The following is a 26735-nucleotide window of genomic DNA, read 5'->3' as shown; positions in this document are numbered from 1 at the left end:
AGTCCGCTGGTTTGCTTGCGGAACCGCCGTTAATTTGAGCGAGTATTTTTTAATTTAGGACATCATCATGAAAACCTTTTCCGCCAAACCCCAAGAGGTGCAGCGCGAGTGGTTCGTGATTGACGCAACGGACAAGGTCCTCGGACGTGTCGCCAGCGAAGTGGCACGCCGGCTGCGCGGCAAGCACAAACCCGAGTTCACTCCGCACGTCGACACGGGCGACTTCATCGTCGTCATTAATGCAGGCAAACTGCGCGTGACCGGCAACAAGGCTCTGGACAAGACCTACTACCGCCACTCGACCTATCCGGGCGGTATCTATGAAACGAATTTCCTGAAGATGCAACAGCGTTTTCCGGGCCGTGCGCTCGAGAAGGCCGTCAAGGGCATGCTGCCCAAGGGGCCGCTCGGCTACGCGATGATCAAGAAGCTGAAGGTGTATGCAGATGGAACCCATCCGCACGCTGCCCAGCAACCCAAGCCACTCGAAATCTAAGGAACGGACATGATCGGTAACTACAACTACGGAACCGGCCGTCGCAAGAGTGCAGTGGCTCGTGTTTTCATCAAGGCCGGCAGCGGCAACATCGTCGTCAACGGCAAGCCGGCCGCTGAGTACTTTTCGCGTGAAACCGGTTTGATGGTGATCCGTCAACCGCTGGAACTGACCGGAAACACCGAGCGTTTCGACATCCTGGTCAACGTGCATGGCGGCGGCGAGTCCGGCCAGGCAGGTGCGGTTCGCCACGGCATCACCCGTGCGCTGATCGACTACGATGCGGGCCTGAAGGCAGAACTGTCCAAGGCAGGCTTTGTCACCCGTGACGCACGCGAAGTCGAACGTAAGAAAGTCGGCCTGCGCAAAGCACGCCGCGCAAAGCAGTTCTCCAAGCGCTAATCTGCGTTTTCAGAACATCGAAAAGCCGCCAGGTTTGCGCCTGGCGGCTTTTTGCTTTCTGGCGGCATTCGGCAAAAGCTGCTGTTAAAATTTTGAATTCTGCATACATCTTCTCATCAAGGACAAAGACATGATCAAGGTCGGCATCGTCGGCGGCACCGGTTACACAGGCGTGGAGTTGCTGCGCCTGCTGGCCGCGCATCCCCAGGTTCAACTTACCGCCATCACGTCGCGCAAGGAAGACGGGATGCCGGTCGCCGACATGTTCCCGTCCTTGCGCGGCCACGTATCACTGGCCTTCAGCACGCCTGAAAAGGCGAAGCTGACAGAGTGCGACGTGGTGTTCTTTGCGACGCCGCACGGGGTCGCGATGGCGCAGGCGCGCGAGTTGCTCGCTGCCGGTGTGAAGGTCATCGACCTCGCTGCCGACTTCCGTCTGAAGGATCCGGCAGAATTCGAAAAGTGGTACGGCATGCCGCACTCCTGCACGGATGTCCTTGAAGAGGCAGTGTACGGTCTGCCCGAAGTCAACCGGGAGGCGATCAAGAAGGCGCGTGTGATCGGCTTGCCAGGCTGCTATCCAACCTCGATGCAGCTCGGTTTTGCGCCCTTGCTCGCGCAAGGCAGGCCGCTCGTCAATGAAACGGGCTTGATTGCTGACTGCAAGTCAGGCGTTTCGGGCGCGGGGCGCAAGGCGGAAGTACACACCCTGTTGGCGGAAGCGGCAGACAACTTCAAGGCATATGGCGTGAAGGGGCATCGCCATCTTCCTGAAACCACGCAGGGGCTGCAAGCAATTGCCGGCCGCAAGGTTGAACTGACCTTCGTGCCGCACCTGGTGCCGATGATCCGCGGCATTCATTCCACGCTTTACGCGACCATCCTGCCTGAAGCGCGCGATACCGATTTTCAGGCGTTGTACGAAAACCACTTCAAGGGCGAGAAATTCGTCGACGTGATGCCGGCAGGCAGCCACCCCGAAACGCGTTCGGTACGGGCATCGAACAAATTGCGCATTGCGGTGCACCGCCCGGAAGGCGGGGATTTGCTGGTCATCCTGGTGGTCGAGGACAATCTGGTGAAGGGAGCGGCAGGGCAGGGCGTGCAGTGCATGAACATCATGTTCGGCATTGATGAAACGGCAGGATTGATGCACATTCCAGTATTACCGTAAGCAGTATTTCCGGCGCCGATGGCAAATTCCAGTTCTGGCTTCAATTCGATGAAGTTTCGCCTCTGGCGGCGGCGCCTGTCGGTGTCGTCGCCAAGGCTGACGATCCGGTCGCAGTCCTCCTGGCCGATGCGCATTCTGGTTGCGGCTCTGATTGGCGTCATCAGCGCCGGCGGGATGTGGGCTTATGTCTCGGGACATTTTTCCCGCGCCGAACCGGATGATGTCCGCAGCCAGCTCGCGCATTACAAGGAGCAGGCTGAAAAGCTCAGCGCCGAGCTTGACCAGGTGTCTGCAACGGCAAATGCGGCGGAGAGCCAGCTCAACATCGAGCGGTCCGCGCAAAAGCAGCTTGCGGCCCAGGTCAAGGCGCTGGAGGCCGACAATACGCGGCTGAAGGAAGATCTTGCTTTCTTTGAAAGCCTGTTGCCGAACGCGACAGGAGCGGCGGGGGTTTCCATCCGCCGCCTGAAGGTGGAGACAGTTGTACCTGGGCAACTAAGGTACCGCTTGCTAATTATGCAAGGTGGAAAGGGAGACCGGCGCTTCACAGGAAACCTGCAACTGCTTGTGACAACTCTGCAGGACGGCAAAAGTGCTATGATGACCTTCCCGGCAGCGGTTCCCGCCGAACAGGAAAAATTCAAACTCAGCTTCATGCATTACCAGCGTGTGGAAGGGGTGCTCACCCTGCCTGAAGGCGCAGCGATCAAACTGGTCCAGGCACGCGTACTCGAGAACGGACAGGTCCGGACGCAACTATCCGCGAATTTGTAAAGGAGAGCCAGCATGTTAGGCCGCAAAAACAAGAGCACGATCGACAGCTTGATTGGTATCTCGACCAGGATCGAGGGCAATGTGCGATTCCAGGGCGGTTTGCGTATCGACGGTCAGGTCAAGGGTAATGTGATCGCGGAAGGCGATGATCCCTGCATGCTGGTCATTTCCGAACATGCGAAGGTGGAAGGCGAAGTGCGCGCCGCGCACGTCGTGGTAAACGGCGAAATCATCGGCCCGGTTTATTCCTCGGAACTCCTTGAATTACAGCCGCGCGCCCGCATAACTGGAGATGTCTACTACAAGGCGCTGGAAATGCACGGCGGGGCATTGGTTGCAGGCAAGCTCACGCACGACCAGGTGGGAGAACCGGTGCTGAAGCTCGCGCTGTCGAATACGTGAAAATCGGCTAGCGTCTATAATTGAGCCATTGAATCTCGCAGGAGCCTGAAATGAACGCAGTAACCGAAATGCCCGATCCGATCGTTTTCACCGACAGTGCTGCAGCCAAGGTCGCGCAATTGATCGAGGAGGAAGGCAATCCCGACCTGAAACTCCGCGTCTTTGTGCAGGGGGGCGGCTGTTCGGGTTTCCAATATGGCTTCACGTTCGACGAAATCGTCAATGAAGACGATACGACGATGACCAAGAACGGTGTGCAGCTGCTGATCGATTCCATGAGCTACCAGTATCTGGTCGGTGCCGAAATTGATTACAAGGACGACCTCGAAGGTGCGCAGTTCGTGATCAAAAATCCGAATGCCACCACCACTTGCGGTTGCGGCTCGTCGTTCGGCGCCTGATCTGAAGCAAGCATCACCAAGAAAGCGCAGGCAAGTCCTGCGCTTTTTTTGTTTTCAAATTCCCCTTCTGTCTGTGTGGGAATATAATCGGGCGTCTTCCTTTTATCTCCCCTGATCATGCAGGTCCTTCGCGGTTTTCCATTTCTGGCGCTCATTGCCATGGTCCTTCACCTTCCCGCTACTGCTGCCGGCAGGGACGACAGCAAGGCGCTGGCGGAAATGGAGATCTGCTCGTCGAATTCCGCTGCCGAGAGAACGCGCCCGTATGTGAGCGAGGCGAAGGCGGTGTATTTCGTGAACGTTCGCGATGGTGACAAGGTTACGTCGCCATTCCGGATCGCCTTCGGCCTGGTCGGCATGGGCATCGCGCCGGCCGGGGTGCGCATGGAAAACACCGGCCACCATCACCTTCTGATCAACCAGAAGCTGACCAATGAAATGCTGATCAAGCCGCTGCCGTTTACCGAAAAATACCGGCATTACGCGCATGGCGAAACGGAAGCGACATTGGATCTCCCGCCGGGCAAGCACACCTTGCGCCTGCTTTTTGCAGATGCCGACCACAAGCCGTATTACATCTCCAGCAAGGAAATCACGATCGAGGTGGTTGCGCGCAACGGCTTCAGCAAGGCGCAATAGGGCGGCCTTCCTCTTTCCGCTCCGGTGGCGTCACGCTGGATACAGCGCGCCCAATATCCTCAAGCCTTTGGCTCCGGTGACAGCCGGCAGGTTGCCGCCGTCGCGTTCCACATGGCGCTGCGCCAGCCACGCGAACGCCAGTGCTTCCACATGATTTGGAGAGACCCCGAGTGCGTCGGTTGTAACAACCTGCGCCCCAAGCTGCCGGTCGCGCAAGGCGGACTGCAGGCGATGCATGAGATGGTCGTTGAAAGCGCCGCCGCCGCACACATAAACCGCGCTTGCGCGCGACGCGTGGCTTGCGATCGCATCGGCGACCGACTCCGCGGTCAGCGCGGCGAGGGTGGCCTGCACGTCGGCAGTCCTGGCGCCCGCGTATGCATGCAGCTTGGCGTCCAGCCAGTCAAGATGGAACAGGTCGCGCCCGGTGCTCTTGGGTGGCGGCAGGGACAGGTAAGGCTCGGCCAGCAACTCGGCCAGCAGCGCAGGAATCTCCCGGCCGGTCGCCGCCCAGTCTCCATTGTGATCGTATTGTTTGCCAAGATGGCGCGCGATCCAGCCGTCCATCAGCACATTGCCCGGACCGGTATCGAACCCGATCGTGCCTTCCCCGGGGGCGAGCACGCTGATATTGCCGATGCCGCCGATGTTGGCGACGACGCGCACTTCCCGGCCGTCACCGAACACCGCGCGGTGGAAGGCCGGCACCAGCGGCGCGCCCTGACCGCCCGCCGCGATGTCACGGCTGCGAAAGTCAGCGACGACGTCGATGCCGGTCAGTTCGGCCAGCAACGCGGGGTTGCCGGTCTGGCGCGTATAGCCGAGTTCGGGCCGGTGGCGTACCGTTTGCCCGTGGGCGCCGATCGCGCGCACGCTGATCGCGGCAGTGCCGGCGTCAACGAGCAGCTTTCGCACGCATTCCGCATACAGTTCTGACAGGGCGTTTGCCGCGAGCGCCTCGCGGTGGATTTCATTGTCGCCCGGCGCCTGCAGCCCGAACAGTGCGTCGCGCAGCGGCGCAGGAAAGGGCAGGTAGGCGGTGGCGACGGTTTTCATCGCGCTGCGGGCGGGCAGTTCGGCAAGCACGCCGTCGACGCCGTCCAGGCTGGTGCCGGACATCAGGCCGATATAAAGCGGGGAGTGAGTGACGGACATAAAAAAACCGTTCAAGGATTCATCGGATTGTACCGAGCCTTGAACGGTTTTGCGGCCGTGCAGCCGAATTACTTCGATGCCAGCTTGAAGCCGTTGTCCTGCGGACTCAGCAATGCGAAGCGGTGCTTCATTTCATTGGCGACGACGCGGAAGCGCTGCAGATCGGCGCCGGCGAGCGGCTGGGCGCTTGGGATCTGGATCGTCATCGGGTCGCGCGGCTGGTTGTTGACGCGGAACTCATAGTGCAGGTGCGGCCCGGTGGACCAGCCGGTGCTGCCGACATAGCCGATCACCTCGCCCTGGTTGACCTTGGCGCCCTTGCGCATCCCGGCGGCAAAGCGGCTCATGTGCGCATAGGCGGTCGAGTAGTTGTTCCAGTGCTTGATGACGATTACGTTGCCATAGCCGCCCTGGGTGCCGACGAAATCGATGACGCCGTCGCCCGACGCGCGGATCGGGGTGCCGGTGGGTGCGGCGAAATCGACGCCCTGGTGCTGCTTCCACTTGCCTGAAATCGGGTGCACGCGCATCGAGAAGCCGGACGACACGCGGGTAAACTCGATTGGCGACTTCAGGAATGCCTTTTTCAGCGACTTGCCGTCGAAGGTGTAGTAGCCGCCGCCCTGCTTGCTGCCCGGTTCGTCGAACCACACCGACTGGTACTTGTTGCCGTTGTTGTAGAACTCGCCGGCAAGCACGCGACCGGACCGGATCATCTCGCCGTTCTGCCAGAAGGTTTCATACACCACATTGAAGCGGTCGCCGCGGCGCAGGTCGGAGGCGAAGTCGATGTTGGTGGCGAACATGTCGACGATCTGGGATGCGATGCTGTCCGGGATCTGAGAGGCGTCCGTTGCGGCGAACAGCGACGAGCGGATCTCGGCGGTGCGCATCTCGATCCGGCGTTCGACTCTGGCCGAGGTTTCGGTCGCGGTAAAGCCGTTGCCCTCGCGCGCGATCACGATATTGCGCGCCGGCTGGTTATTGCCGTCCGTGAGTGTCGTGGTCAGGCGCTGCAGCTGGCCATCCTTGTCCGTCTGCGCCTGCACCCGGCGCCCGGCCTTCAGCTTGAGGATGTTATACGCTACGCGGTCCGACTTGATGAAGCTTGCCGCCGCCTCGTCACTGACGCCGAGCCGCGACAGCAAGGTGGCCAGTGTGTCGCCGGGGCGGACCTTTTCCTCGCGCAGGTAGAGCTGCTCCTCGGATTGCAGCCGCGCGATCTGGTCGGACAGGGTGGGGACGGAAAGCTCTTCGGTGATCGACTTGACAGGCAGGTCGGCAGCGTCAGGCGCCATCGGCGCGACGCCCGCCGCGCCAAACGCGCAGACGGCGAGAAAGATCGCGGACCCGTAAATGATGCGCGTCTTGCGCGAGGATCCGAAAAGTTGCTTGATGCTCGATCCCAGGTTCAGGTTTTTGACTGTAGTGAGCATGCAATAAGATAAAATCTGCTATTTTTGACCGGTGACGCTCTCAAAACGCGTTGGCGCGGGACCTATGTGGCCGCGATGAGCGAAAAACAGGTTTTGATGACGCCCGTGAGCCTGCAAGTAGTCATTGCGGACTAGCCGGTCCGGGGCGCGGCCGTGGAATCGGTTGGCTGCGCTGTTTCCCGTGACGGGTTGGTGTTCCGCGTTGCAAACTCCGCTTTTTCGACTTGCTGCTGTTGCACTGCTGCAAGATTGAAAATAAGCAGCAATTATACCAAACACATCGTATTCAAAATTCGCCGCCATACCTTAATTTTCGTCAGCCCATGAACGACTCCCAGAAATTGCAAACGAATAACGCACCACTCGAGCCGCTGCCTTTGACGGATTCCGTACAGGAAGCCATGGCAATCGCCAAGCGCGGCGTCGATGAACTGCTGATCGAATCCGAATTCGCGCAAAAGCTCGCACGGTCCGAGAAGACCGGCAAGCCGCTGCGTATCAAGCTCGGGCTCGACCCGACCGCGCCCGACTTGCACCTTGGACATACGGTCGTATTGAACAAGATGAGGCAACTGCAAAATCTGGGCCACACGGTGATCTTCCTGATCGGTGACTTCACGTCGATGATCGGCGATCCGTCCGGGCGGAATGTCACACGGCCGCCGCTGACCCGCGAGCAGATCGAGGAAAACGCCAAGACCTACTTCGCACAGGCAAGCCTGGTGCTCGACCCGAATCGCACCGAGATCCGCTACAACTCCGAATGGTCCGACCCGCTCGGCGCGCGCGGCATGATCCAGCTTGCAGCAAAATATACCGTCGCGCGCATATTGGAGCGTGAGGATTTTACAAAACGTTTCAAAGCTGGCACGCCTATTTCCGTGCATGAACTGCTGTATCCGTTGATGCAGGGATACGATTCGGTCGCATTGCAATCCGACCTCGAGCTCGGTGGAACCGACCAGAAATTCAACCTGCTGGTCGGTCGCGAACTGCAGAAGGACTACGGGCAGGAGCCGCAGTGCATCCTGACCATGCCGTTGCTCGAAGGCCTGGATGGCGTGGAGAAGATGTCCAAGTCCAAGGGCAACTATGTCGGCATCACCGAGCCGCCGAACACGATGTTCGCCAAGCTGATGAGCATTTCCGATACGATGATGTGGCGCTACTACGACCTGCTGTCCTTCCGCTCGACCGCCGAGATCGAGCAGTTCAAGAAGGAGGTCGAGGGCGGCCGCAATCCGCGCGACATCAAGGTATTGTTCGCGCAGGAAATCGTGACGCGCTTCCATTCGCAGCAGGCTGCGGAAGAGGCGCTCGCGGACTTCAACAACCGTGCCAAGGGCGGCATTCCGGACGACATTCCGGCGGTGAGCCTGACGGGGGCGCCGCTGGGTATCGGGCAGCTGCTGAAGCAGGCGAACCTGTGCGCGTCCACCTCGGAAGCGCTGCGCATGGTCGACCAGGGCGGCGTGCGGATCGACGGCGCCACGATCAGCGACAAGGCGCTGAAGGTGGAAGCCGGCACTTTCGTGCTGCAGGTCGGCAAGCGCAAGTTCGCGCGCGTGACGCTCGCATGATCGGATTGCTGCAGCGCGTTTCGGAGGCGAAGGTCGTGGTTGATGGCGCTACCGTCGGTGCAATCGGGGCCGGCCTGATGGTGCTTCTGTGCGCCGAGCGCTACGATTCGGAGAAGGAAGCCGATGCGCTGCTGGCCAAGCTGCTGTCCTATCGCGTGTTCGCCGACGTCGCGGGCAAGATGAACCGCAGCATCGCAGATACGCAAGGCGGACTGCTGCTGGTGCCGCAGTTCACGCTCGCCGCGGATACGCAGTCCGGCACGCGCCCCTCGTTTACGCCGGCCGCGGTGCCGGCGGAAGGGAAAAGGCTGTTCGATTACTTCGTCGGCCAGGCGCGCGCGAAGCATGCCGTGGTCGAAACCGGCGAGTTCGGCGCGCACATGCAGGTCTCGTTGACGAACGATGGTCCGGTCACCTTCTGGTTGCAGATCAAGCCGCAGAACCCGGCATGAATCACAATACGTCTCGCATCACCACCCAACCCACAAGGAGGTCACGATGAAACTCTGGAGCGATTCCTTCAAGGATGGCAGCGCCATTCCCGGCGAATTTGCATTTGGTGTCATTGATCCGAACTCGCACGTCGCCTTGTCTTCCAACCGCAATCCGCATCTCGCGTGGAGCGAGGCGCCGACCGGTACCAGGTCCTTCGCGCTGATCTGCCACGACTATGATGTTCCCTCACGCGGCGACGACGTCAACCAGGAAGGCAAGACGGTGCCGTCCGACCTGCCGCGCGTGGATTTCTTCCACTGGGTGATGGTCGACCTGCCGCCGAACCTGACGGAGATCGCGGCCGGCCAGTACAGCAAGGAAGTGACGGCGCGCGGCAAGCCGGGCCCTGCGATCAGCGGCGGCCTGCCCGGGCGTCACGGCATCAATGATTACACCGGATGGTTCGCGGGCGACCAGGACATGGCCGGCGCTTATTTCGGCTACGACGGCCCGTGCCCGCCGTGGAACGATTCCATCGTGCACCACTATGTGTTCACGCTGTATGCGCTGGATGTCGCGGGCTTGCCGGTCGAAGGCAAATTCACCGGGCAGCAGGTGCGCGAGGCGATGCGCGGCCATATTCTCGGCGAGGCGAAAATCGTCGGAACCTATACGCTCAACCCCGCTCTGGCCGGGTAAGCAGCACCGGAGTATTTGTGACGGAAATTCTGTTGATACGCCACGGGGTAACCGCGTGGAACGCGATCAAGCGGCTGCAGGGCCATCTTGATATCCCGCTGAGCGAGGAGGGGCAGCGCCAGGCGGCAGCGCTTGGCCGTGCGCTGCAGGATGAATCGCTGGATGCGATCTTTTCCAGCGACCTGCAGCGCGCCCGCCAGACGGCACAGGCGATCGCCGCGCCGCGCGGCATGACGGTGCAGATCGACCGCGGCTTGCGCGAACGCTGCTATGGCGCGTTCGAGGGCATGTTGTATGCGGAGATCGGCGCTCGCTACCCGCAAGCCTACGCCGCGTGGCAGGCGCGCGAGATCGATGCGCGGTTTCCGGCAGGCGTGCACGAGGCGGAGACGCTGCGCGAATTTTCCGGGCGCGTCGTCGCGACGATCACCCGCATCGTGTCCGAACGCAGATATCGCCGGATCGCTTTGGTATCGCACGGCGGCGTGCTGGAATGCGCGTACCGCGCGGCGCAGGGACTCGGATTCGCGCATGCGCGGGATTTCGACATCTTCAATGCCAGCGTCAATCGCTTTGCCTGGGATGGAAACGGGCTGCAGTTGCTGCGCTGGGGCGATGTCGCCCATCTTGAAGACCTGGAAGCCGCCGCGCTCGACGAGATCGATCGGCAATAGAAACTTGTCGCCGGCCATCCCGGAAGTTCATCGCCGGGCCCGGACGGGATAAAATAGCGGTTTGTCCGCAGCCAGCCCGTTCCCGTGAAAATCGGCCCGCATCTCCTACGCAACAACGTCTTCGTCGCGCCGATGGCCGGGGTGACCGATCGTCCTTTCCGGCAGTTGTGCAAGCAGCTCGGCGCCGGCTATGCAGTATCGGAAATGGCAGCTTCCGACCCGCGGTTATGGGCGACCGAGAAAACCGCGCGGCGCACCAACCACGACGGCGAAATGGAGCCGAAGGCGGTGCAGATCGCCGGCGCCGACCCCGCCATCCTCGCGGCCTGCGCCAAGTTCAATGTCGACCGGGGCGCGCAGATCATCGACATCAACATGGGATGCCCGGTGAAGAAAGTCTGCAACAGCTGGTGTGGCTCCGCACTGTTGCAGAACGAGAAACTGGTCGGCGAGATCCTCGACGCGGTGGTCGCCGCCGTCGATGTGCCCGTCACGCTGAAGTTCCGTACCGGATGGAACCGGCAGAACAAGAATGCATTGACGATCGCGCGCATGGCCGAGCAGGCCGGCATCGCGATGCTGACGCTGCATGGACGCACCCGGGCCGATGGCTACAGCGGCGAGGCCGAATATGAAACGATTGCGGCGGTGAAGGCCGCGGTCTCCCTTCCGGTGGTCGCCAACGGCGACATCACCTCTCCCGAAAAAGCGAAGTTCGTACTGCAGGCGACCGCTGCCGACGCGGTGATGATCGGCCGCGCGGCGCAGGGACGGCCGTGGATCTTCCGCGAGATCGACCATTACCTGCGTACCGGCGAACTGCTGCCGGCGCCGCTGGTGGAAGAGGTGCGCGCCCTGATGAGCGAGCACTTACAAGCCCACTATGCGTTCTATGGCGAGTACATGGGACTGCGTACCGCGCGCAAGCATATCGGCTGGTATGTGCGTGAACTGCCCGGCGGGGAGGAATTCCGCCAGCGCATGAACCGCCTGGAAAGCTGCGAAGAGCAGTTGGCTGCGGTGGACGCGTTCTTCGAATCGCAAATTGCGCTCGGCGAACGGTTACAATACGGCCTTGCCGCGCAAAAGCTGGCCGCCTGAAACACCTACAAGAAAATTTACCGCAATGAGCAAAGACAATATCCAGGACGTCGTCAAGAAGAGCCTTGAGAAGTACTTCAGGGATCTCGGCGAGCAGCAGCCTTCGAACGTCTATGAAATGGTGGTCTTTACCGTTGAAAAGCCGATACTCGAAGCCGTGATGGCGCGCGCCGACGGCAACCAGTCGCTGGCCGCCGAGATGCTCGGTATTAACCGCAACACCTTGCGCAAGAAGCTGCAGCAGCACGGGCTGCTCTGAGCGTTTACCCGGCATGATGCATAACCAAAGAACAGTGCGCACCGGCAGGTCCGCACTGTTTTTTCGTTATCCATCACTTTCTGCAAATCCACCATCATGATCAAACAAGCGCTGATTTCCGTCTCGGACAAGACGGGCGTACTCGACTTCGCCAAAGCCCTTGCGGCGATGGGCGTCAACATCCTTTCCACCGGCGGTACGGCCAAGCTGCTTGCCGACAATGGCGTGAAGGTGACCGAGGTTGCGGACTACACCGGCTTTCCGGAAATGCTGGATGGCCGCGTGAAGACCTTGCATCCGAAGGTGCATGGCGGCATTCTCGCGCGCCGCGACCTGCCCGAGCATGTGGCAGCGCTGCAGCAGCACGGCATCCCGACCATCGACATGGTGGTGGTGAACCTGTACCCGTTCCAGCAGACGGTGGCCAAGGAGCAGTGCTCGCTGGAAGACGCGATCGAGAACATCGATATCGGCGGCCCGACCATGCTGCGTTCGTCCGCGAAGAACCACAAGGATGTGGTGGTGATCTGTGATCCGGCCGACTACAGCCGTGTGCTGGACGAGATGAAGGCGAACAGCGGCGAGGTCGGCTACGACACCAAGTTCGCGCTGGCCAAGAAGGTGTTCGCGCATACCGCGCAGTATGACGGCGCCATCACCAACTACCTCACCGCGCTCGGCGACGACAAGCAGCATGCGACGCGCAGCGCCTATCCGCAGACGCTGAACCTGCATTTCGAAAAGGTGCAGGAAATGCGCTACGGCGAAAACCCGCACCAGTCGGCCGCGTTCTACCGCGACCTCGCGCCGTTCGCCGGCGCGCTGGCGAACTACCGTCAGCTGCAGGGCAAGGAACTGTCGTACAACAATATCGCCGACGCCGACGCCGCGTGGGAATGCGTGAAGAGCTTCGACGCATCTGGCAACAGCGTCGCCTGCGTGATCATCAAGCATGCGAATCCCTGCGGCGTTGCGGTCGGCAAGGATCCGTTGGAAGCGTACGGCAAGGCATTCCAGACCGACCCGACTTCCGCCTTCGGCGGCATCATCGCTTTCAATCGCGAGCTGGATGGCAAGGCGGCGGAAGCGGTGGCGAAGCAGTTCGTGGAAGTGCTGATCGCGCCGTCGTTCACCGCCGAAGCGAAGCAGGTGTTCGCCGCCAAGCAGAATGTCCGGCTGCTGGAAATCCCGCTGGGCGATGCGATCAATGCCCATGATTTCAAGCGCGTGGGCGGCGGCTTGCTGGTGCAGTCGCCGGATGCGAAGAACGTCGCGCTGGCCGAACTGAAGGTCGTGACCAAGCAGCAGCCGACGCCGCAACAGATGCAGGACATGATGTTTGCGTGGCGCGTGGCGAAGTTCGTGAAGTCGAATGCGATCGTCTTTTGCGGCAGCGGCATGACGCTCGGCGTCGGCGCCGGGCAGATGAGCCGCGTGGATTCGGCGCGCATTGCATCGATCAAGGCGCAGAACGCCGGCCTGTCGCTGGCCGGCTCCGCCGTGGCGTCCGATGCGTTCTTCCCGTTCCGCGATGGCCTGGATGTCGTCGTCGATGCGGGCGCGACTTGCGTGATCCATCCGGGCGGATCGATGCGCGACCAGGAGGTGATCGATGCGGCGGACGAGCGCGGCGTCGTGATGCTGTTTACCGGCACGCGTCATTTCCGGCATTGATGTGGAAACGGCATTTCCGCAGCAGCGCGAATGCCGTATCGTAGAGCCATGAAAATCCTCGGTATCGACCCCGGCCTGCGCACCACCGGCTTCGGGGTCATCAGCAAGCAGGGAAACAAGCTTGCCTATATCGCATCCGGCACCATCAAGACGCCGGATGCGGACCTGCCGCAGCGCCTGAAAGTCATCCTGTGCGGCGTCTCAGAAATCATCCGCACCTATGCGCCCGATTGCGCGGCAATCGAAAAGGTGTTCGTCAACGTCAATCCGCAATCGACGCTGCTGCTGGGGCAGGCGCGCGGCGCGGCGATCTGCGCGCTGGTCGGCGCCGATCTCGCGGTCGCCGAATACACCGCGCTGCAGATCAAGCAGGCAGTGGTGGGACACGGCCGCGCACAGAAGCAGCAGATGCAGGACATGGTGCAACGCCTGCTGCTGCTGTCCGGGATGCCCGGGACCGACGCTGCGGATGCGTTGGGCGTGGCGATCTGCCATGCGCACAGCGGCGAGGCGCTGTCGGTGCTGGGCGATCTCGCGCCGGCGCTGACCAAGAAGGGCGTGCGGGTGCGCCGCGGCCGGCTGGTCGGTTAGGAACGCTTTTCCGCCTTGCGCGCGGCAATTTCGAAGCGGTTGTGCCAGTAGGCATCCTTGCCGCGCAACGCGGCCCACGCGCTGGAGGCGAGATAGGCGAACGGGAACAGGATGCCCCAGCGCTCGGCCTGGCGCACATGCGCCAGCTCATGCACCAGCACGCGTGCCGACAGCCCGCCGTGCATCGCGATCACCACATGGCCGATCGCCATCGCATTCATCGCGCCGAATGGATGGTGGGACAGCATGGCATCGGCAACCGGGCCGCGCGCCAGGAGGGCGAAGGCGGAGCCGCGCACCATCTGGACATTGCCGCGGAACAGCACGACAGGTAATGCGAGCAGCAGACCGAATGCAGTTACCGGCGCAGCCCACACCACGCCGAGAAGGGTGCGCGGCCAGAACATTGCGCGCGCGACGCGCGGCTGGCGCAGGAGCAATAGAAGGCGGCGAATCATTTTTCTTGCCCGGCGCGTCGGCGCACGCCGGATGATGTGGAGAAGCTGAAACAGCCAGTTAGAACGTCTGTTGCAGGGAAAAATCCTTGCCCAAATCCTCGCGCGGCTTGCAGGCAATGTCCTGTATCATGCACCTAACTTTTACCTCCGATTCCACCCCATGATAGGCCGTCTTTCCGGAATACTGATCGAAAAAAACCCGCCCCAGCTGCTGGTCGACTGCAATGGCGTCGCCTATGAAGTCGATGTGCCGATGAGTACCTTCTATAACCTGCCGGGAACCGGTGAAAAAGTAGTGCTTCTGACCCATCTTGCCGTGCGCGAAGACGCCCACCTGCTGTACGGCTTCGGCAGCTCTGAAGAGCGTAATGTCTTCAAGCAACTGATCAAGATTTCCGGCATCGGCGCGCGAACCGCGCTCTCCGTCCTGTCGGGCATGTCGGTGGCAGACCTGTCGCAGGCGGTCACGCTGCAGGAGGCGGGGCGGCTGACGAAGATCCCGGGCATCGGCAAGAAAACCGCGGAACGCCTGTTGCTGGAGCTGAAGGGCAAGCTGGGCGCGGATCTGGGCAGCGTTCCCGGGGCGGCGCATAATGACGCGACCTCCGACATCCTCAATGCCTTGCTCGCACTGGGTTACTCCGACAAGGAGGCCGCGCTGGCGCTGAAGCAGGTGCCGGCCGGCAGCAGCGTGTCCGATGGCATCAAGCTGGCGCTGAAGGCGTTGTCGAAGGGATAAGTGATGAGTATTCAGACCGACAATTTCACCGAACAGCGGATTATTGCCGCCACCCCGGCGTCGCCGAACGAGGAAGCGATCGAGCGGGCGTTGCGCCCCAAGCAGCTCGACGAATACGTCGGGCAGGAGAAAATCCACAGCCAGCTGGAAATCTTCATTACCGCGGCGCGCCAGCGGCGCGAGGCGCTCGATCATACGCTGCTGTTCGGTCCGCCCGGGCTGGGCAAGACGACGCTGGCGCATATCATCGCGCGCGAGATGGGGGTGAACCTGCGCCAGACGTCCGGCCCGGTGCTGGAGCGCGCCGGCGACCTCGCGGCGCTGCTGACGAACCTGGAACCGAACGATGTGCTGTTCATCGACGAGATCCATCGCCTGTCGCCGGTGGTCGAGGAAATCCTGTACCCGGCGCTCGAGGACTACCAGATCGACATCATGATCGGCGAAGGCCCGGCGGCGCGCTCGGTGCGGCTGGACCTGCAGCCGTTTACGCTGGTCGGCGCGACCACCCGTGCCGGCATGCTGACCAATCCGCTGCGCGACCGCTTCGGCATCGTCGCCCGGCTCGAATTCTATACGCCGGCGGAACTGGCGAAGATCGTCACCCGCAGCGCGTCGCTGCTGAACGCGAAGATCGTCGACGAAGGCGCGCTGGAAATCGCCAAGCGCAGCCGCGGCACGCCGCGCATCGCCAACCGGCTGCTGCGCCGCGTGCGCGACTATGCGGAGGTAAAGGGCACCGGCGAGATCACCAAGGCGATGGCCGATGCCGCGCTGAAGATGCTGGATGTCGATCCCGTCGGTTTCGATGTGATGGACCGCAAGCTGCTGGAAGCGGTGCTGTTCAAGTTCAACGGCGGCCCGGTCGGCCTCGACAACCTGGCGGCGGCGATCGGCGAGGAGCGCGACACCATCGAGGATGTGCTCGAACCTTACCTGATCCAGCAAGGCTTCCTGCAGCGCACCCCGCGCGGGCGCATTGCCACGCCGACTGCCTACGCGCATTTCGGCATCACCGCCCCGCGCACCGGCGCCGTCGGCGACCTGTGGGACCAGCCGGCAGGATAAAGCCATGGCGCAGCAAGGGGCGTTGCACCCTTGTCGCGCCGCGTTCTTCCTCTTTGGAATCCCAGGAAGGAAAGCTGCGCGCTTGCCCTCCGTAGAAATACGGTATTTTTGCTTTCCCGTTAAAAATTCGGCAAAGATGCCTCTATAATGCTTTTTTAAGCACGGTCGCACTTTTTTTGTTTGACCGGCCGCAATCCTGCCGTTCCGCACCTGCGTAAAGTACAGGGCTGGCCCGGCACTGCGGCGCCACCCATACCACTTCGAGTTTCCCGCCATGCTCATGTCCACGCAAGCCAACCGCTATGCGCACCAGCTGCTCGATGCGCGTGCGCAGGCCCAGATGATCCCGCCCCTGTCCTCGACTGCACCGCTGTCAGTTGCAGACAGCTATGACATCGTCAAGAGCATCCTGGACGTCCGGATTGCGCAAGGTGAAACGGTGGTCGGGCGCAAGATCGGCTTTACGAACCGCAAGATCTGGTCGAAATATGGCGTCGCCGAGCCGATCAGCACGCCGATCTGGACGCCGATCTTCGATGAAACCGTTCGCTTTACCGAAGACAATCGCGGTATCCAGAGCCTGGATGGCGCGCTGCAGCCGCGCATCGGTCCGGAACTCGTGTTCAAGCTTGGTCACACCCCGGCGCCGGATGCCACGATCGAAGACCTGGCCGAATGCATCGAGTGGATGGCGCATGCGTTCGAAATCGTGGTCTGCCCCTTTCCCGACTGGAAGTTCGAGATGGCGGACTCGATCGCCGCATTCGGGCTGCACGGTTCGCTGATCGTGGGCGAGCCGAAAATGCTGTCGGCGGCAAGCCGGCGCAATCTCGGGGAAGTGCTGCCCTATGCGACGCTGTCGCTGTCCTGCGGCGACGAGCTGCGTTCCGCCGGTTTCGGCAGCGATGTGCTGGGCAGCCCGCTGCATGCATTGTGGCACTTGCATCAGCTGCTGAAGATGCAGGCGCAGTTCACGCCGCTGACTGCGGGCGAGATCATCACGACCGGCACCTGGACCGACGTGTGCCCGATCAAGCCGGGCGAGACCTGGACATCGGCTTTTTCCGGCATCAGCCTGCCGGGACTGACCATTTCCTTCGTCTGAAAGACAAAAAGGCGCCGGCGGCGCCTTTTTTTTTCGACGTCGAAGCGCTTAATCCTCGCGCACCCAGGTCTGGGTACGACCCAGCATCGGCACGCCGATGTAGCCGCGCACGTCGAGCTTCTTGCCGCCTTCGGTCACCGACATCTTGCTCTTGTAGATCTTGCCGTTGTTCGGGTCGAGGATCTGGCCGCCGTTGTATTCGCTGCCGTCCTTCTTCATGCCGGTGATGATGGTCATGCCGATCACCGGCTGGTCCTTCAGCGAGCCTTCGCACTTTTCGCACTTCGGATTCGGATCTTCGCCGGGTTCGCGGAACAGCTTTTCGATCTTGCCGCGCAGTTCGCCGTTGCTTTCGCTGATGCGTACCAGCGACTTCGCCTTGCCGGATTCATCGATGGTGCGCCAGACGCCGACAGGCGACGCGTCCTGCGCCCATGCGGCGGTGGCGGCAAATGCACTCGCCGCCAGAGTGAGAGTGGTCAATCGTCTGATCATTTTGTCGTCTCCTGGATTGGGTGGTCCGGCTGCGCTACGCGCAGCCAGACCAGAATCTTCAATCTTGAAGGAGTTATAATTTTTGCAATTTCTCAAACTGCTCGCGCAGTTTTTCCAGGGTGGCTCCAAAGGTCAACAGACGCTCTTTCTCCTGGGCGACAACTTGCGCCGGGGCACGGGCAACGAAGCTTTCATTGCCGAGCTTGGCATTCGCCTTGGCAATTTCTCCCTCCAGGCGCGCGATTTCCTTGGACAGGCGCTCGCGTTCGGCGGCGACGTCGATTTCCACCTTCAGCATCAGCTTGACCGTGCCGACGATCGATACCGGCGCCGGCGAAGCCGGCAGGGCGTCGACGATCTGCACATCGGACAGCTTGGCCAGCGCCTGCAGGTAGCGCACGAAGGACTCGACCTGCGCGCGGTCCGCCGCGCTTGCCTCGATGAACAGCGGCACGCGCTGCGCCGGCGACAACTGCATCTCGCCGCGCAGATTGCGGCAGGCGTCGGTCATCGCCTTCAGCTGGGTCATCCAGCCCTCGGCGTGCTCGTCGATCTTCCCGAGGTCGGGCTTCGGGTAGGCCTGCAGCATGATCGAATCGCCGGCCGGGTTCAGCTCGCGGCCGGTCATCGGCGCGATCTTTTGCCACAGCTGTTCGGTGATGAACGGGATTACCGGGTGCGCCAGGCGCAGCACCGTCTCCAGCACGCGCAACAGGGTGCGGCGGGTGGCGCGCTGTTGCGCCTCGCTGCCGTTCTGGATCTGCACCTTCGCCACTTCGAGGTACCAGTCGCAGTACTCGTCCCAGACGAACTTGTAGATCGCGGAGGCGATGTTGTCGAAGCGGTAGTCGGCAAAACCTTTCTCCACTTCCGCCTCGGTCCGCTGCAGCAGCGACACGATCCAGCGGTCGGCCGGCGAGAAGTCGCGCATTTCCGGTCCGCAGGTGGCCGGGTCGAAGCCGCAGTCCTTGCCTTCGGTGTTCATCAGCACAAAGCGGGTCGCATTCCACAGCTTATTGCAGAAGTTGCGGTAGCCTTCGCAGCGGTTCAGGTCGAAGTTGATGTTGCGGCCGAGCGAGGCATAGCTGGCCATCGTGAAGCGCAGCGCGTCGGTGCCAAAGGCCGGAATGCCGTTCGGAAATTCCTTGCGCGTCGCCTTCGCGATGCTTTCCGCCTGCTTCGGGTTCATCAGCCCGGTGGTGCGCTTGGTGACCAGCGATTCGACGTCGATGCCATCGATCAGGTCGATCGGGTCAAGCGTGTTGCCCTTGGACTTGGACATCTTCTGGCCGGATGCGTCGCGCACCAGGCCGTGCACGTACACCGTCTCGAACGGCACCTTGCCGGTGAAGTGCGTGGTCATCATCACCATACGCGCCACCCAGAAGAAGATGATGTCGAAGCCGGTGACCAGCACCGACGACGGCAGGAACAGCTTGTAGTCCGGCGTTTCTTCCGGCCAGCCGAGCGAGGAGAAGGGCACCAGCGCCGACGAGAACCAGGTGTCGAGCACGTCCTCGTCGCGGTGCAGCGCCTTGCCGCCGGCCTTTGCCGCGGCTTCTTCCGCATTGCGCGCGACGTAGATGTTGCCTTCGTCGTCGTACCAGGCCGGGATCTGATGGCCCCACCACAGCTGGCGTGAAATGCACCAGTCCTGGATGTTGTTGAGCCACTGGTTGTAGGTGGTGGTCCAGTTCTCGGGGATGAACTTGATCGAGCCGTCGGCGACTTTTTCCAGCGCGACTTCAGCGATCGACTTGCCGGGGAAATGCGTGCCTTCCGGCGCCGGCTTGCTCATCGCCACGAACCACTGGTCGGTCAGCATCGGTTCGATCACCACGCCGGTACGGTCGCCGCGCGGCACCATCAGCTTGTGCGGCTTGACGGATTCGAGCAGGCCCAGCGCCTCGAGGTCGGCGACGATCTGCTTGCGCGCATCGTAACGGTCCATGCCCTGGTACTGCGTCGGCGCGTTCTCGTTGATCTTTGCATCCAGCGTCATGATGCTGATCTGCGGCAGGTTGTGGCGCTGGCCCACGGCGTAGTCGTTGAAGTCGTGAGCCGGCGTGATCTTCACGCAGCCGGTGCCGAATTCCTTGTCCACGTAGTCGTCGGCGATGATCGGGATTTCGCGGTCGGTCAGCGGCAACTTAAGCAGCTTGCCGTGCAAATGCATGTAGCGCTCGTCCGTCGGGTCGACTGCAACGGCGACGTCGCCCAGCATCGTTTCCGGACGCGTAGTCGCAACCGTAATGTGACCGGAGCCATCCGCCAGCGGATAGCGGATGTGCCACATGTGACCGTCTTCTTCCTCGGACACCACTTCCAGGTCGGACACCGCGGTGTGCAGCTTCGGGTCCCAGTTCACCAGCCGCTTGCCGCGGTAGATCAGGCCCTGCTCATACAGGCGCACGAACACTTCGGTCACGGCCTTGGACATTTTCTCGTCCATCGTGAAGTATTCGCGCTTCCAGTCGGTAGAGGCAGCGAGGCGGCGCATCTGGCCGGTGATGGTGGAGCCGGAATGCTCCTTCCATTCCCAGACCTTTTCCAGGAATTTCTCGCGGCCGAGGTCGTGACGGGAAACCTTTTGCGCGTCGAGCTGGCGTTCGACCACGATCTGGGTGGCGATGCCGGCATGGTCGGTGCCGGGTATCCAGGCGGTGTTGTGGCCGCGCATGCGATAGTAGCGCGTAAGGCCATCCATCACTGTCTGGTTGAACGCATGACCCATATGCAGCGTGCCGGTCACGTTGGGCGGCGGCAACTGGATGCAGAAGGAGGGCTTGGCCGGATCGGTGCTGGCGGTGTAGTAACCGCGCTGTTCCCATTCGGTGCGCCAGTGTTTCTCAATCTCGGCGGGCTCGAAAGACTTGGCTAATTCCATGATTTAAAGGTGTTTTTGCGAAACCATGCATTATAAGGGAGGAGGATGCTGACTTTGGCGGTCAGGAGCGTATAATTCGCGGATCGCCGCTTTAGTGGCCGTCCTCTGTTTGGGACTGCGCGCGGCACGACGCTAGGGGTCCTGGCTGCTGTCCGGCCGGGTGAGAAACACCCTCGAACCTGATCTGGGTAATGCCAGCGAAGGGAAGCATCCGGAAAACCAGTCCCACCTTTTCCCGCCGCTCCTTCGCTTACCCGTCTTAGCAAAGGAGCACCATGAACGCCAATCCGCAATTCCTCGCCGCCACCGCCAAGGTGGACGACGCCGCGATCCAGCCGCTGCCGAATTCCCGCAAGATTTACGTCGAAGGCTCGCGTCCCGATATCCGCGTTCCGATGCGCGAAATCTCGCAGGCCGACACGCCGGCTTCCTTCGGCGCCGAAAAGAATCCGCCGATCTATGTCTACGATACCTCCGGCCCGTACACCGACCCGGACGTGAAGATCGACATCCGTTCCGGCCTGGCGGCGCTGCGCGCCGGCTGGATCGCCGAGCGCGGCGATACCGAGGAGCTGCCCGGACCGTCGTCGCAGTACGGCGTCGAGCGCCTGAACGACCCGAAGCTGGCCGAGCTGCGCTTCAACCTGCACCGCAAGCCGCGCCGCGCGCTGGCGGGCAAGAACGTCACCCAGATGCATTATGCGCGCGCCGGCATCATCACGCCGGAAATGGAATACATCGCGATCCGCGAAAACCTGCGCCGCAAGGAATACCTGGAAAGCCTGAAGGCATCCGGCCCGATGGGCCAGAAGCTGGCCGACCTGATGGGCCGCCAGCATCCCGGCCAGTCCTTCGGCGCCGCGATTCCGGCCGAGATCACGCCGGAATTCGTGCGCTCCGAAGTCGCCTGCGGCCGTGCGATCATTCCCGCCAACATCAACCATCCGGAATCCGAGCCGATGATCATCGGCCGCAACTTCCTGGTGAAGATCAATGCCAACATCGGCAACTCTGCGGTGACTTCTTCGATCGGCGAGGAAGTCGAGAAGATGACCTGGGCGATCCGCTGGGGCGGCGACACCGTGATGGACCTGTCCACCGGCAAGCACATTCATGAAACGCGCGAATGGATCATCCGCAATTCGCCGGTGCCGATCGGCACGGTGCCGATCTACCAGGCGCTGGAAAAGGTCAACGGCAAGGCCGAGGAGCTGACCTGGGAAATCTTCCGCGACACGCTGATCGAGCAGGCGGAACAGGGCGTCGACTACTTCACCATCCATGCGGGTGTTCGTTTGCAGTATGTGCCGCTGACGGCCAAGCGCATGACCGGCATCGTGTCGCGCGGTGGCTCGATCATGGCCAAGTGGTGCCTCGCGCATCACAAGGAATCCTTCCTGTACGAGCATTTCGAAGAGATCTGCGAAATCATGAAGGCCTACGACGTTGCGTTCTCGCTCGGCGACGGCCTGCGTCCCGGCTCCATCTACGACGCCAACGACGAAGCGCAGCTGGGCGAACTGAAGACGCTGGGCGAACTGACGCAGATCGCCTGGAAGCATGATGTGCAGGTGATGATCGAAGGTCCCGGCCATGTGCCGATGCACCTGATCAAGGAAAACATGGACCTGCAGTTGCGGGATTGCGCGGAAGCGCCGTTCTATACGCTCGGGCCGCTGACCACCGACATCGCGCCGGGTTACGATCACATCACCTCGGGTATCGGCGCGGCGATGATCGGCTGGTACGGCACTGCGATGCTGTGCTACGTGACGCCGAAGGAACACCTCGGCCTGCCGAACAAGGACGACGTCAAGGAAGGCATCATCACCTACAAGCTGGCCGCGCACGCCGCCGACCTCGCCAAGGGGCACCCCGGCGCGCAGATCCGCGACAACGCGCTGTCGAAGGCGCGCTTCGAGTTCCGCTGGGAAGACCAGTTCAACCTCGGTCTCGATCCGGACAAGGCACGCGAATTCCATGACGAGACGCTGCCCAAGGATTCGGCCAAGGTGGCGCACTTCTGCTCGATGTGCGGCCCGCACTTCTGCTCGATGAAGATCACGCAGGATGTACGCGACTTCGCGGCCGCGCAAGGCCTCTCGGATGACGAGGCGCTGAAGAAGGGCATGGAAGTGAAGGCGGTCGAGTTCGTGAAGTCCGGCGCGGAACTGTATCGCAAGCAGTGAGCGTAACGGGAAGCGCCATGGAAATCGAACTGAACGGTGCGCCGCACCCGGTTGCCGAAAACCTGAACGTACAGGACTTGATCGCCTCGCTGGATTTGGCGAACAAGTCGCTGGCGGTCGCGATCAACCGCGAAGTGGTGCCGCGAAGCAAATGGGCCGAGCGTGTGCTGCAGCCGAGTGATCGCGTGGACATCGTCAAGGCGATCGGCGGTGGATGAGCGCGGGGTTTCGCGAAGCACTGCTTCGCGCCGCGCGAATCGGAGCGGCTTGCAAGCCGCGACGTGGAGGCCGCACATCGGCTACCTGTGTCAAGCGCAACCGGAGCGGCTTGCAAGCCGCGACGTGGCAGACGCAAACCCTGTGACTTATTCGACACTACGCAACAAAGCCCAACTGAGGGAATCGCATGAGTGAACAAATCAACCCGGACGCCGGCCTCACCATCGCCGGCAAGACCTACCGCTCCCGCCTGCTGGTGGGCAGCGGCAAGTACAAGGACCTCGAGCAGACCCGCCTGGCGACGGAAGCAAGCGGCGCCGACATCATCACGGTGGCGATCCGCCGCGTGAACATCGGCCAGGACCCGAACGCGCCGAGCCTGCTCGACGCGGTGCCGCCGACCAGATACACCATCCTGCCCAATACCGCCGGCTGTTACAACGCCAAGGATGCGGTTTACACGCTGCAGCTCGCGCGCGAACTGCTGGGCGGCCACAAGCTGGTCAAGCTGGAAGTGCTGGGCGACGAGAAGACGCTGTTCCCCAATATGCCGGAAACGCTGAAGGCCGCCGAAACGCTGGTCAAGGACGGCTTCGACGTGATGGTCTACTGCAGCGACGATCCGATCCAGGCGAAGATGCTGGAAGAGATCGGCTGCGTCGCGGTGATGCCGCTGGCGTCGCTGATCGGTTCCGGCATGGGCATCCTCAATCCCTGGAACCTGTCGTTGATCATCCAGCAGGCCAAGGTGCCGGTGCTGGTCGATGCCGGCGTCGGCACCGCATCCGACGCGGCGATCGCGATGGAACTGGGCTGCGACGGCGTGCTGATGAATACCGCGATCGCCGGCGCAAAGGATCCGATCCGCATGGCGCGCGCGATGAAGCTCGCGGTGGAAGCGGGGCGCGAGGCGTACCTGGCGGGCCGCATCCCGAAGAAGTTCGCCGCCTCGCCGTCCTCACCGATGGAGGGGCGCGCAACATGATGCGCCCGGCCGTTCTGGTCTTCGCCGGCTCCGACCCGAGCGGCGGGGCCGGGCTGCAGGCCGACATCACGGCCATTGCCGCGCTCGGCGCCCACCCGCTGACATCGGTCACCGCGCTGACGGTTCAGGACAATGACCGCGTATTCAACGTGCATCCGGTGCCGGCGCTGCTGGTGCAGCAGCAGGCACAGGCGCTGATCGACAAGATCGACATCGCCGCGGTGAAGATCGGCATCGTCGGCAACCGCGCGAACGCGGAAGCGATCGCCGACACCCTGCGCGCGATGAAGCAGCGCCGCCCGGACCTGCACGTAGTGCTGGACACGGTGCTGGCGAGTGGTCACGGCGACCGGCTGTCGGAAGACAACCCGGCCTTCGCGGTGATGACACTGCTGCCGTTCGCGACGCTCGTTACGCCCAACCTGCCGGAAGCGGCGGCGCTGTGCGGCGGCAACCAGGACGTCGACGCGCAGGTCGAGAACCTGCTGCAGTATTGCCCGAACGTGCTGATCAAGGGCGGCCACGGCGCCGGCCCGGATGTGGTCAACCGGCTTTATACCCGCGACAACAAATGCACCTGGACCTGGCCGCGCCTGGCCGGCAGCTTTCACGGCACCGGCTGCACGCTGGCGTCCGCGACCGCCGCCCTGCTGGCGCACGGCAAGGCGATGGTCGACGCGGTCGAAGAGGCGCAAGCCTATTGTCATCAGGCGCTGCAGTCCGCGTATGCCATCACCGATGGCCAGCGCATCCCGAACCGTTGCGCCTTCCCGGAGGAAAATCCATGAAAGGCCTGTATCTCGTCACTCCCGACTGGGACGATACGAAAAAACTGCTGGAAATCACCGAGGCCGGGCTGCGCGGCGGCGCGGCGCTGGTGCAGTACCGGCACAAGACCGCATCCCCGGCGCTGCGCCGCGAGCAGGCGGCGCAGCTGCAGGCGCTGTGCCGCCGCTACGGCCGTCCATTCATCATCAACGACTTCGTCGACCTGTGCCTGGAGCTCGATGCCGACGGCATCCATGTCGGCGGCACCGATGCCGCAGTGGCGCAGGTACGCGCTGCAGTCGGGCCGTCGAAGATTGTCGGTTCTTCCTGCTACGGCAGCCTGCAACTGGCGCGGGATGCGCATGCGGCCGGTGCCAGCTATGTCGCGTTCGGCGGTTTCTATCCGTCCCGGGTCAAGAAATACGAAGTGACGACGCCGCCGGAAATCGTCGCGCAGGCGAAGCGGGAAATCCCGTTGCCGAATGTCGTGATCGGCGGCATGACGCAGGAAAATTCCCCGCCCCTGGTGCGGCAGGGCGCCGACATGGTGGCGGTGATCAGCAGCGTCTATATGGTGGAGCAACCGGAACAAGCCGCGCGCAGCTTCGCGCAATTGTTCACCTCTTAGCGCCGCCAACCCCTTGGAGCAGGCTGCCGATCGCCTTTGCCAGGCGGTCGAGCTGCCCGGTTGTGTTGTACAGGTGGGGGGTGACGCGCACGAAGCTCTCACCGGCGGCCCCGGTGGCGACCGTGAAGATGCGGTGCTCCTCGAAGAGGTAATCGGCAACCCTGGCCGGCTCCATGCCTTGCACCTTGAAAGCGGCAATCGCGCAGGCGCGTTCCGGCGCTTGCGGCGTCATCATCACGATGCGCTCGAAATCCTTCACGCGACTGACCCAGTAATCCTTCAGATAGCGCAGGCGCGCTTCCTTGCTCCTGCCGCCGATCCGGTTGTGAAAGGCGATCGCATCCTCGATCGCGAGGATCGCCGCCGGCGGCCGCGTGCCGAAATGCGCCAGCTTGCGGATGTCGCCGGCGGGATATCGGGTATCGCCGAACAGCGGCGCGATTTCCGCAATCCTCTCCTTGCGCACGTGCAGCAGGCCGACGCCGAGCGGCGCGCCCAGCCACTTGTGCAGATGGGCGACGACGAAATCGCTTTCCAGCTCGGGCAGCCGGTAGTCCAGGTGTGCAAAGGAGTGCGCGGCGTCGACGAAGACATCGATGCCGCGCGAGCGCGCCATGCGCGCGATCTTCGCCACCGGCAGGATCTGACCGGTCCGGTGCAGCATGTGCGTCAGCACCATCACGCGGGTCTTCGGCGTGATCGCGCATTCGTAGGCGTCTACAATCTCGTCGTCATCGCGCGGGTGGAACGGCAGGGCGACCCGCACGATGCTGAAGCGGCCGCGCTGCTGCATCATCGCCAGCGCTTCGTCGACGCTGTCGTAGTCCTGGTTGCCGATCACCACTTCATCGCCGGCGCGGAACGGATAGCCCTGGATCAGGATGTTCATCCCCTCGGTCGGGTTGCGCACGATGACGAGTTCTTCCGGCGCCACGCCGGAAAATCCGGCAAGCGTCTCCACCACCTGCGCCAGCCGCTGCGGAAAGCGGTTGCGCATGAAGCAGGCGGCTTCACGGTTGACCATGCGGCTGTATGCTTCGAAAGCTTCCTGCACAGGCCGGCTCGGCATGCCGAAGAAGCCGTTCTCGAGATTGATGAAGTCTTCGCTGGCGTCGAATTCCGCCCGGACCGCGGCCCAGAAGCGTTCGTCGTCGGCGGGCACCTGCAGGGATGGCGGATAGGTCAATTGGCCCTCGTAGTATTTGCCGGGAAGGGAATACGATTGTAGCCGCATCCGGCGCGCGCGGTTTTGCCGCACGCGGCCGCGACCCGGCTTACGCGCATTCCAGCCGCTTCAGTTCC

General features: G+C 62.3%; 29 protein-coding genes and 1 riboswitch. Of the genes, 23 read left to right on the top strand and 6 right to left on the bottom strand.

The genetic code is table 11. The features are described from left to right. The first annotated feature begins 67 nt into the window (after window positions 1-67). The 7 genes from rplM to VEC01_RS15360 all read left to right on the top strand — a co-directional run bounded on the left by rplM (window position 68) and on the right by VEC01_RS15360 (window position 4288). Window positions 68-496 (top strand): 50S ribosomal protein L13, encoded by a 429-nt coding sequence (gene rplM, locus VEC01_RS15390; RefSeq protein ID WP_324901784.1) that lies wholly within the window; start codon window positions 68-70, stop codon window positions 494-496. Window positions 497-505: 9 nt separating this feature from the next. After that, a complete protein-coding gene (rpsI, locus tag VEC01_RS15385; RefSeq protein ID WP_324901783.1) occupies window positions 506-898 on the top strand; it encodes a 30S ribosomal protein S9 in 393 nt (130 codons plus the stop codon). A gap of 130 nt (window positions 899-1028) precedes the next feature. Next, complete coding sequence (argC, locus tag VEC01_RS15380) at window positions 1029-2072, top strand: N-acetyl-gamma-glutamyl-phosphate reductase (protein ID WP_324901782.1); 1044 nt, start codon at window positions 1029-1031, stop codon at window positions 2070-2072. Window positions 2073-2090: 18 nt separating this feature from the next. After that, on the top strand, window positions 2091-2846 hold the full coding sequence (locus VEC01_RS15375) for a DUF6776 family protein (RefSeq protein WP_324901781.1): 756 nt from the start codon (window positions 2091-2093) through the stop codon (window positions 2844-2846). A 12-nt stretch (window positions 2847-2858) separates the two neighbouring features. Beyond that, window positions 2859-3248 carry a polymer-forming cytoskeletal protein gene (locus VEC01_RS15370; protein WP_324901780.1) on the top strand — a complete coding sequence of 130 codons (390 nt, stop codon included), beginning with the start codon at window positions 2859-2861 and terminating at the stop codon, window positions 3246-3248. A 50-nt stretch (window positions 3249-3298) separates the two neighbouring features. Continuing rightward, the gene (erpA, locus tag VEC01_RS15365; protein ID WP_324901779.1) at window positions 3299-3649 is read left to right on the top strand and encodes an iron-sulfur cluster insertion protein ErpA; all 351 of its coding nucleotides are present in this window, start codon (window positions 3299-3301) and stop codon (window positions 3647-3649) included. Window positions 3650-3808: 159 nt separating this feature from the next. After that, window positions 3809-4288 carry a DUF4399 domain-containing protein gene (locus VEC01_RS15360; RefSeq protein ID WP_324901778.1) on the top strand — a complete coding sequence of 160 codons (480 nt, stop codon included), beginning with the start codon at window positions 3809-3811 and terminating at the stop codon, window positions 4286-4288. A gap of 30 nt (window positions 4289-4318) precedes the next feature. Here the strand turns inward: VEC01_RS15360 and VEC01_RS15355 are convergent, their stop codons facing one another. Continuing rightward, a complete protein-coding gene (locus VEC01_RS15355; protein WP_324901777.1) occupies window positions 4319-5443 on the bottom strand; it encodes an anhydro-N-acetylmuramic acid kinase in 1125 nt (374 codons plus the stop codon). 68 nt (window positions 5444-5511) lie between these two features. Further along, window positions 5512-6879, bottom strand: coding sequence for a M23 family metallopeptidase (locus tag VEC01_RS15350; protein WP_324901776.1), 1368 nt, complete (start codon window positions 6877-6879; stop codon window positions 5512-5514). Window positions 6880-7280: 401 nt separating this feature from the next. On the opposite strand from VEC01_RS15350, the gene tyrS reads away from it, so the two are divergent. From tyrS to ruvC, 8 genes are all read left to right on the top strand, one after another. Further along, window positions 7281-8459: a tyrosine--tRNA ligase gene (gene tyrS, locus VEC01_RS15345; RefSeq protein WP_324901775.1), complete on the top strand. Its 1179-nt coding sequence runs from the start codon at window positions 7281-7283 to the stop codon at window positions 8457-8459. After that, entirely contained in the window at window positions 8456-8911 is a 456-nt protein-coding gene (gene dtd / locus VEC01_RS15340; protein WP_349256521.1) for a D-aminoacyl-tRNA deacylase, read from the top strand. The genes tyrS and dtd overlap by 4 nt, the downstream gene beginning before the upstream one ends. A 46-nt stretch (window positions 8912-8957) precedes the next feature. Next, window positions 8958-9593, top strand: coding sequence for a YbhB/YbcL family Raf kinase inhibitor-like protein (locus tag VEC01_RS15335; RefSeq protein ID WP_324901774.1), 636 nt, complete (start codon window positions 8958-8960; stop codon window positions 9591-9593). 17 nt (window positions 9594-9610) lie between these two features. After that, entirely contained in the window at window positions 9611-10267 is a 657-nt protein-coding gene (locus VEC01_RS15330; RefSeq protein ID WP_324901773.1) for a histidine phosphatase family protein, read from the top strand. 84 nt (window positions 10268-10351) lie between these two features. After that, window positions 10352-11368 (top strand): tRNA dihydrouridine synthase DusB, encoded by a 1017-nt coding sequence (dusB, locus tag VEC01_RS15325; RefSeq protein WP_324901772.1) that lies wholly within the window; start codon window positions 10352-10354, stop codon window positions 11366-11368. A 25-nt stretch (window positions 11369-11393) separates the two neighbouring features. Further along, window positions 11394-11627 carry a Fis family transcriptional regulator gene (locus tag VEC01_RS15320; protein ID WP_324901771.1) on the top strand — a complete coding sequence of 78 codons (234 nt, stop codon included), beginning with the start codon at window positions 11394-11396 and terminating at the stop codon, window positions 11625-11627. Between the two features lie 96 nt (window positions 11628-11723). Further along, a complete protein-coding gene (gene purH, locus VEC01_RS15315) occupies window positions 11724-13301 on the top strand; it encodes a bifunctional phosphoribosylaminoimidazolecarboxamide formyltransferase/IMP cyclohydrolase (RefSeq protein ID WP_324901770.1) in 1578 nt (525 codons plus the stop codon). A 48-nt stretch (window positions 13302-13349) separates the two neighbouring features. Next, a complete protein-coding gene (ruvC, locus tag VEC01_RS15310) occupies window positions 13350-13892 on the top strand; it encodes a crossover junction endodeoxyribonuclease RuvC (RefSeq protein ID WP_324901806.1) in 543 nt (180 codons plus the stop codon). Here the strand turns inward: ruvC and VEC01_RS15305 are convergent. Then, on the bottom strand, window positions 13889-14350 hold the full coding sequence (locus VEC01_RS15305; protein WP_324901769.1) for a hypothetical protein: 462 nt from the start codon (window positions 14348-14350) through the stop codon (window positions 13889-13891). The genes ruvC and VEC01_RS15305 overlap by 4 nt on opposite strands. 160 nt (window positions 14351-14510) lie before the next feature. Between VEC01_RS15305 and ruvA the strand changes: the two genes are divergently transcribed. The 3 genes from ruvA (at window position 14511) to VEC01_RS15290 (ending at window position 17262) form a co-directional block, all read left to right on the top strand. Continuing rightward, window positions 14511-15089 (top strand): Holliday junction branch migration protein RuvA, encoded by a 579-nt coding sequence (gene ruvA / locus VEC01_RS15300; RefSeq protein ID WP_324901768.1) that lies wholly within the window; start codon window positions 14511-14513, stop codon window positions 15087-15089. Between the two features lie 3 nt (window positions 15090-15092). After that, window positions 15093-16157, top strand: a complete 1065-nt coding sequence (gene ruvB, locus VEC01_RS15295) for a Holliday junction branch migration DNA helicase RuvB (RefSeq protein ID WP_324901767.1) — start codon at window positions 15093-15095, stop codon at window positions 16155-16157. A 274-nt stretch (window positions 16158-16431) separates the two neighbouring features. After that, the gene (locus VEC01_RS15290; protein ID WP_324901766.1) at window positions 16432-17262 is read left to right on the top strand and encodes a 2-keto-4-pentenoate hydratase; all 831 of its coding nucleotides are present in this window, start codon (window positions 16432-16434) and stop codon (window positions 17260-17262) included. Between the two features lie 48 nt (window positions 17263-17310). On the opposite strand, the gene VEC01_RS15285 is transcribed toward VEC01_RS15290, so the two are convergent. Both VEC01_RS15285 and VEC01_RS15280 read right to left on the bottom strand, forming a co-directional pair. Beyond that, on the bottom strand, window positions 17311-17757 hold the full coding sequence (locus tag VEC01_RS15285) for a DUF2147 domain-containing protein (RefSeq protein WP_324901765.1): 447 nt from the start codon (window positions 17755-17757) through the stop codon (window positions 17311-17313). Window positions 17758-17830: 73 nt separating this feature from the next. Then, on the bottom strand, window positions 17831-20644 hold the full coding sequence (locus VEC01_RS15280) for a valine--tRNA ligase (protein ID WP_324901764.1): 2814 nt from the start codon (window positions 20642-20644) through the stop codon (window positions 17831-17833). Between the two features lie 124 nt (window positions 20645-20768). Further along, a riboswitch (TPP riboswitch) is annotated at window positions 20769-20867 on the top strand. Window positions 20868-20919: 52 nt separating this feature from the next. Here VEC01_RS15280 and thiC point away from each other — a divergent pair. The 5 genes from thiC to thiE all read left to right on the top strand — a co-directional run bounded on the left by thiC (window position 20920) and on the right by thiE (window position 25433). Then, on the top strand, window positions 20920-22833 hold the full coding sequence (gene thiC, locus VEC01_RS15275) for a phosphomethylpyrimidine synthase ThiC (protein ID WP_324901763.1): 1914 nt from the start codon (window positions 20920-20922) through the stop codon (window positions 22831-22833). A 17-nt stretch (window positions 22834-22850) separates the two neighbouring features. After that, entirely contained in the window at window positions 22851-23051 is a 201-nt protein-coding gene (gene thiS, locus VEC01_RS15270; RefSeq protein WP_324901762.1) for a sulfur carrier protein ThiS, read from the top strand. 188 nt (window positions 23052-23239) lie between these two features. Next, complete coding sequence (locus VEC01_RS15265; protein ID WP_324901761.1) at window positions 23240-24037, top strand: thiazole synthase; 798 nt, start codon at window positions 23240-23242, stop codon at window positions 24035-24037. Beyond that, complete coding sequence (locus VEC01_RS15260; protein ID WP_324901760.1) at window positions 24034-24825, top strand: hydroxymethylpyrimidine/phosphomethylpyrimidine kinase; 792 nt, start codon at window positions 24034-24036, stop codon at window positions 24823-24825. The genes VEC01_RS15265 and VEC01_RS15260 overlap by 4 nt, the downstream gene beginning before the upstream one ends. Further along, window positions 24822-25433, top strand: coding sequence for a thiamine phosphate synthase (gene thiE / locus VEC01_RS15255; protein WP_324901759.1), 612 nt, complete (start codon window positions 24822-24824; stop codon window positions 25431-25433). Before VEC01_RS15260 ends, thiE begins: the two co-directional genes overlap by 4 nt. Here thiE and VEC01_RS15250 read toward each other — a convergent pair. After that, on the bottom strand, window positions 25423-26619 hold the full coding sequence (locus VEC01_RS15250) for an aminotransferase class V-fold PLP-dependent enzyme (protein WP_324901758.1): 1197 nt from the start codon (window positions 26617-26619) through the stop codon (window positions 25423-25425). The two genes, thiE and VEC01_RS15250, sit on opposite strands and share 11 nt — an antisense overlap. Window positions 26620-26735: the final 116 nt, after the last annotated feature.

Source organism: Noviherbaspirillum sp., assembly GCF_035627455.1.
In the GTDB taxonomy this organism is placed as follows: domain Bacteria; phylum Pseudomonadota; class Gammaproteobacteria; order Burkholderiales; family Burkholderiaceae_D; genus Noviherbaspirillum.
Note: the sequence above shows the minus strand (reverse complement) of the source record. Positions and strands in the feature narration are given on the sequence as shown.

Bases quoted from the DNA above. Each gene is read 5' to 3' on its own strand.
- rplM (WP_324901784.1), top strand. From the start codon at position 68: ATGAAAACCTTTTCCGCCAAACCCCAAGAGGTGCAGCGCGAGTGGTTC.
- VEC01_RS15265 (WP_324901761.1), top strand. From the start codon at position 23,240: ATGAGTGAACAAATCAACCCGGACGCCGGCCTCACCATCGCCGGCAAG.
- thiC (WP_324901763.1), top strand. From the start codon at position 20,920: ATGAACGCCAATCCGCAATTCCTCGCCGCCACCGCCAAGGTGGACGAC.
- VEC01_RS15320 (WP_324901771.1), top strand. From the start codon at position 11,394: ATGAGCAAAGACAATATCCAGGACGTCGTCAAGAAGAGCCTTGAGAAG.
- VEC01_RS15260 (WP_324901760.1), top strand. From the start codon at position 24,034: ATGATGCGCCCGGCCGTTCTGGTCTTCGCCGGCTCCGACCCGAGCGGC.
- ruvA (WP_324901768.1), top strand. From the start codon at position 14,511: ATGATAGGCCGTCTTTCCGGAATACTGATCGAAAAAAACCCGCCCCAG.
- VEC01_RS15335 (WP_324901774.1), top strand. From the start codon at position 8,958: ATGAAACTCTGGAGCGATTCCTTCAAGGATGGCAGCGCCATTCCCGGC.
- ruvB (WP_324901767.1), top strand. From the start codon at position 15,093: ATGAGTATTCAGACCGACAATTTCACCGAACAGCGGATTATTGCCGCC.
- argC (WP_324901782.1), top strand. From the start codon at position 1,029: ATGATCAAGGTCGGCATCGTCGGCGGCACCGGTTACACAGGCGTGGAG.
- VEC01_RS15355 (WP_324901777.1), bottom strand. From the start codon at position 5,443: ATGTCCGTCACTCACTCCCCGCTTTATATCGGCCTGATGTCCGGCACC.
- VEC01_RS15285 (WP_324901765.1), bottom strand. From the start codon at position 17,757: ATGATCAGACGATTGACCACTCTCACTCTGGCGGCGAGTGCATTTGCC.
- tyrS (WP_324901775.1), top strand. From the start codon at position 7,281: ATGGCAATCGCCAAGCGCGGCGTCGATGAACTGCTGATCGAATCCGAA.
- purH (WP_324901770.1), top strand. From the start codon at position 11,724: ATGATCAAACAAGCGCTGATTTCCGTCTCGGACAAGACGGGCGTACTC.
- VEC01_RS15375 (WP_324901781.1), top strand. From the start codon at position 2,091: ATGGCAAATTCCAGTTCTGGCTTCAATTCGATGAAGTTTCGCCTCTGG.
- ruvC (WP_324901806.1), top strand. From the start codon at position 13,350: ATGAAAATCCTCGGTATCGACCCCGGCCTGCGCACCACCGGCTTCGGG.
- VEC01_RS15360 (WP_324901778.1), top strand. From the start codon at position 3,809: ATGGTCCTTCACCTTCCCGCTACTGCTGCCGGCAGGGACGACAGCAAG.
- VEC01_RS15305 (WP_324901769.1), bottom strand. From the start codon at position 14,350: ATGATTCGCCGCCTTCTATTGCTCCTGCGCCAGCCGCGCGTCGCGCGC.
- rpsI (WP_324901783.1), top strand. From the start codon at position 506: ATGATCGGTAACTACAACTACGGAACCGGCCGTCGCAAGAGTGCAGTG.
- VEC01_RS15370 (WP_324901780.1), top strand. From the start codon at position 2,859: ATGTTAGGCCGCAAAAACAAGAGCACGATCGACAGCTTGATTGGTATC.
- VEC01_RS15350 (WP_324901776.1), bottom strand. From the start codon at position 6,879: ATGCTCACTACAGTCAAAAACCTGAACCTGGGATCGAGCATCAAGCAA.
- VEC01_RS15280 (WP_324901764.1), bottom strand. From the start codon at position 20,644: ATGGAATTAGCCAAGTCTTTCGAGCCCGCCGAGATTGAGAAACACTGG.
- thiE (WP_324901759.1), top strand. From the start codon at position 24,822: ATGAAAGGCCTGTATCTCGTCACTCCCGACTGGGACGATACGAAAAAA.
- dtd (WP_349256521.1), top strand. From the start codon at position 8,456: ATGATCGGATTGCTGCAGCGCGTTTCGGAGGCGAAGGTCGTGGTTGAT.
- erpA (WP_324901779.1), top strand. From the start codon at position 3,299: ATGAACGCAGTAACCGAAATGCCCGATCCGATCGTTTTCACCGACAGT.
- thiS (WP_324901762.1), top strand. From the start codon at position 22,851: ATGGAAATCGAACTGAACGGTGCGCCGCACCCGGTTGCCGAAAACCTG.
- VEC01_RS15290 (WP_324901766.1), top strand. From the start codon at position 16,432: ATGCTCATGTCCACGCAAGCCAACCGCTATGCGCACCAGCTGCTCGAT.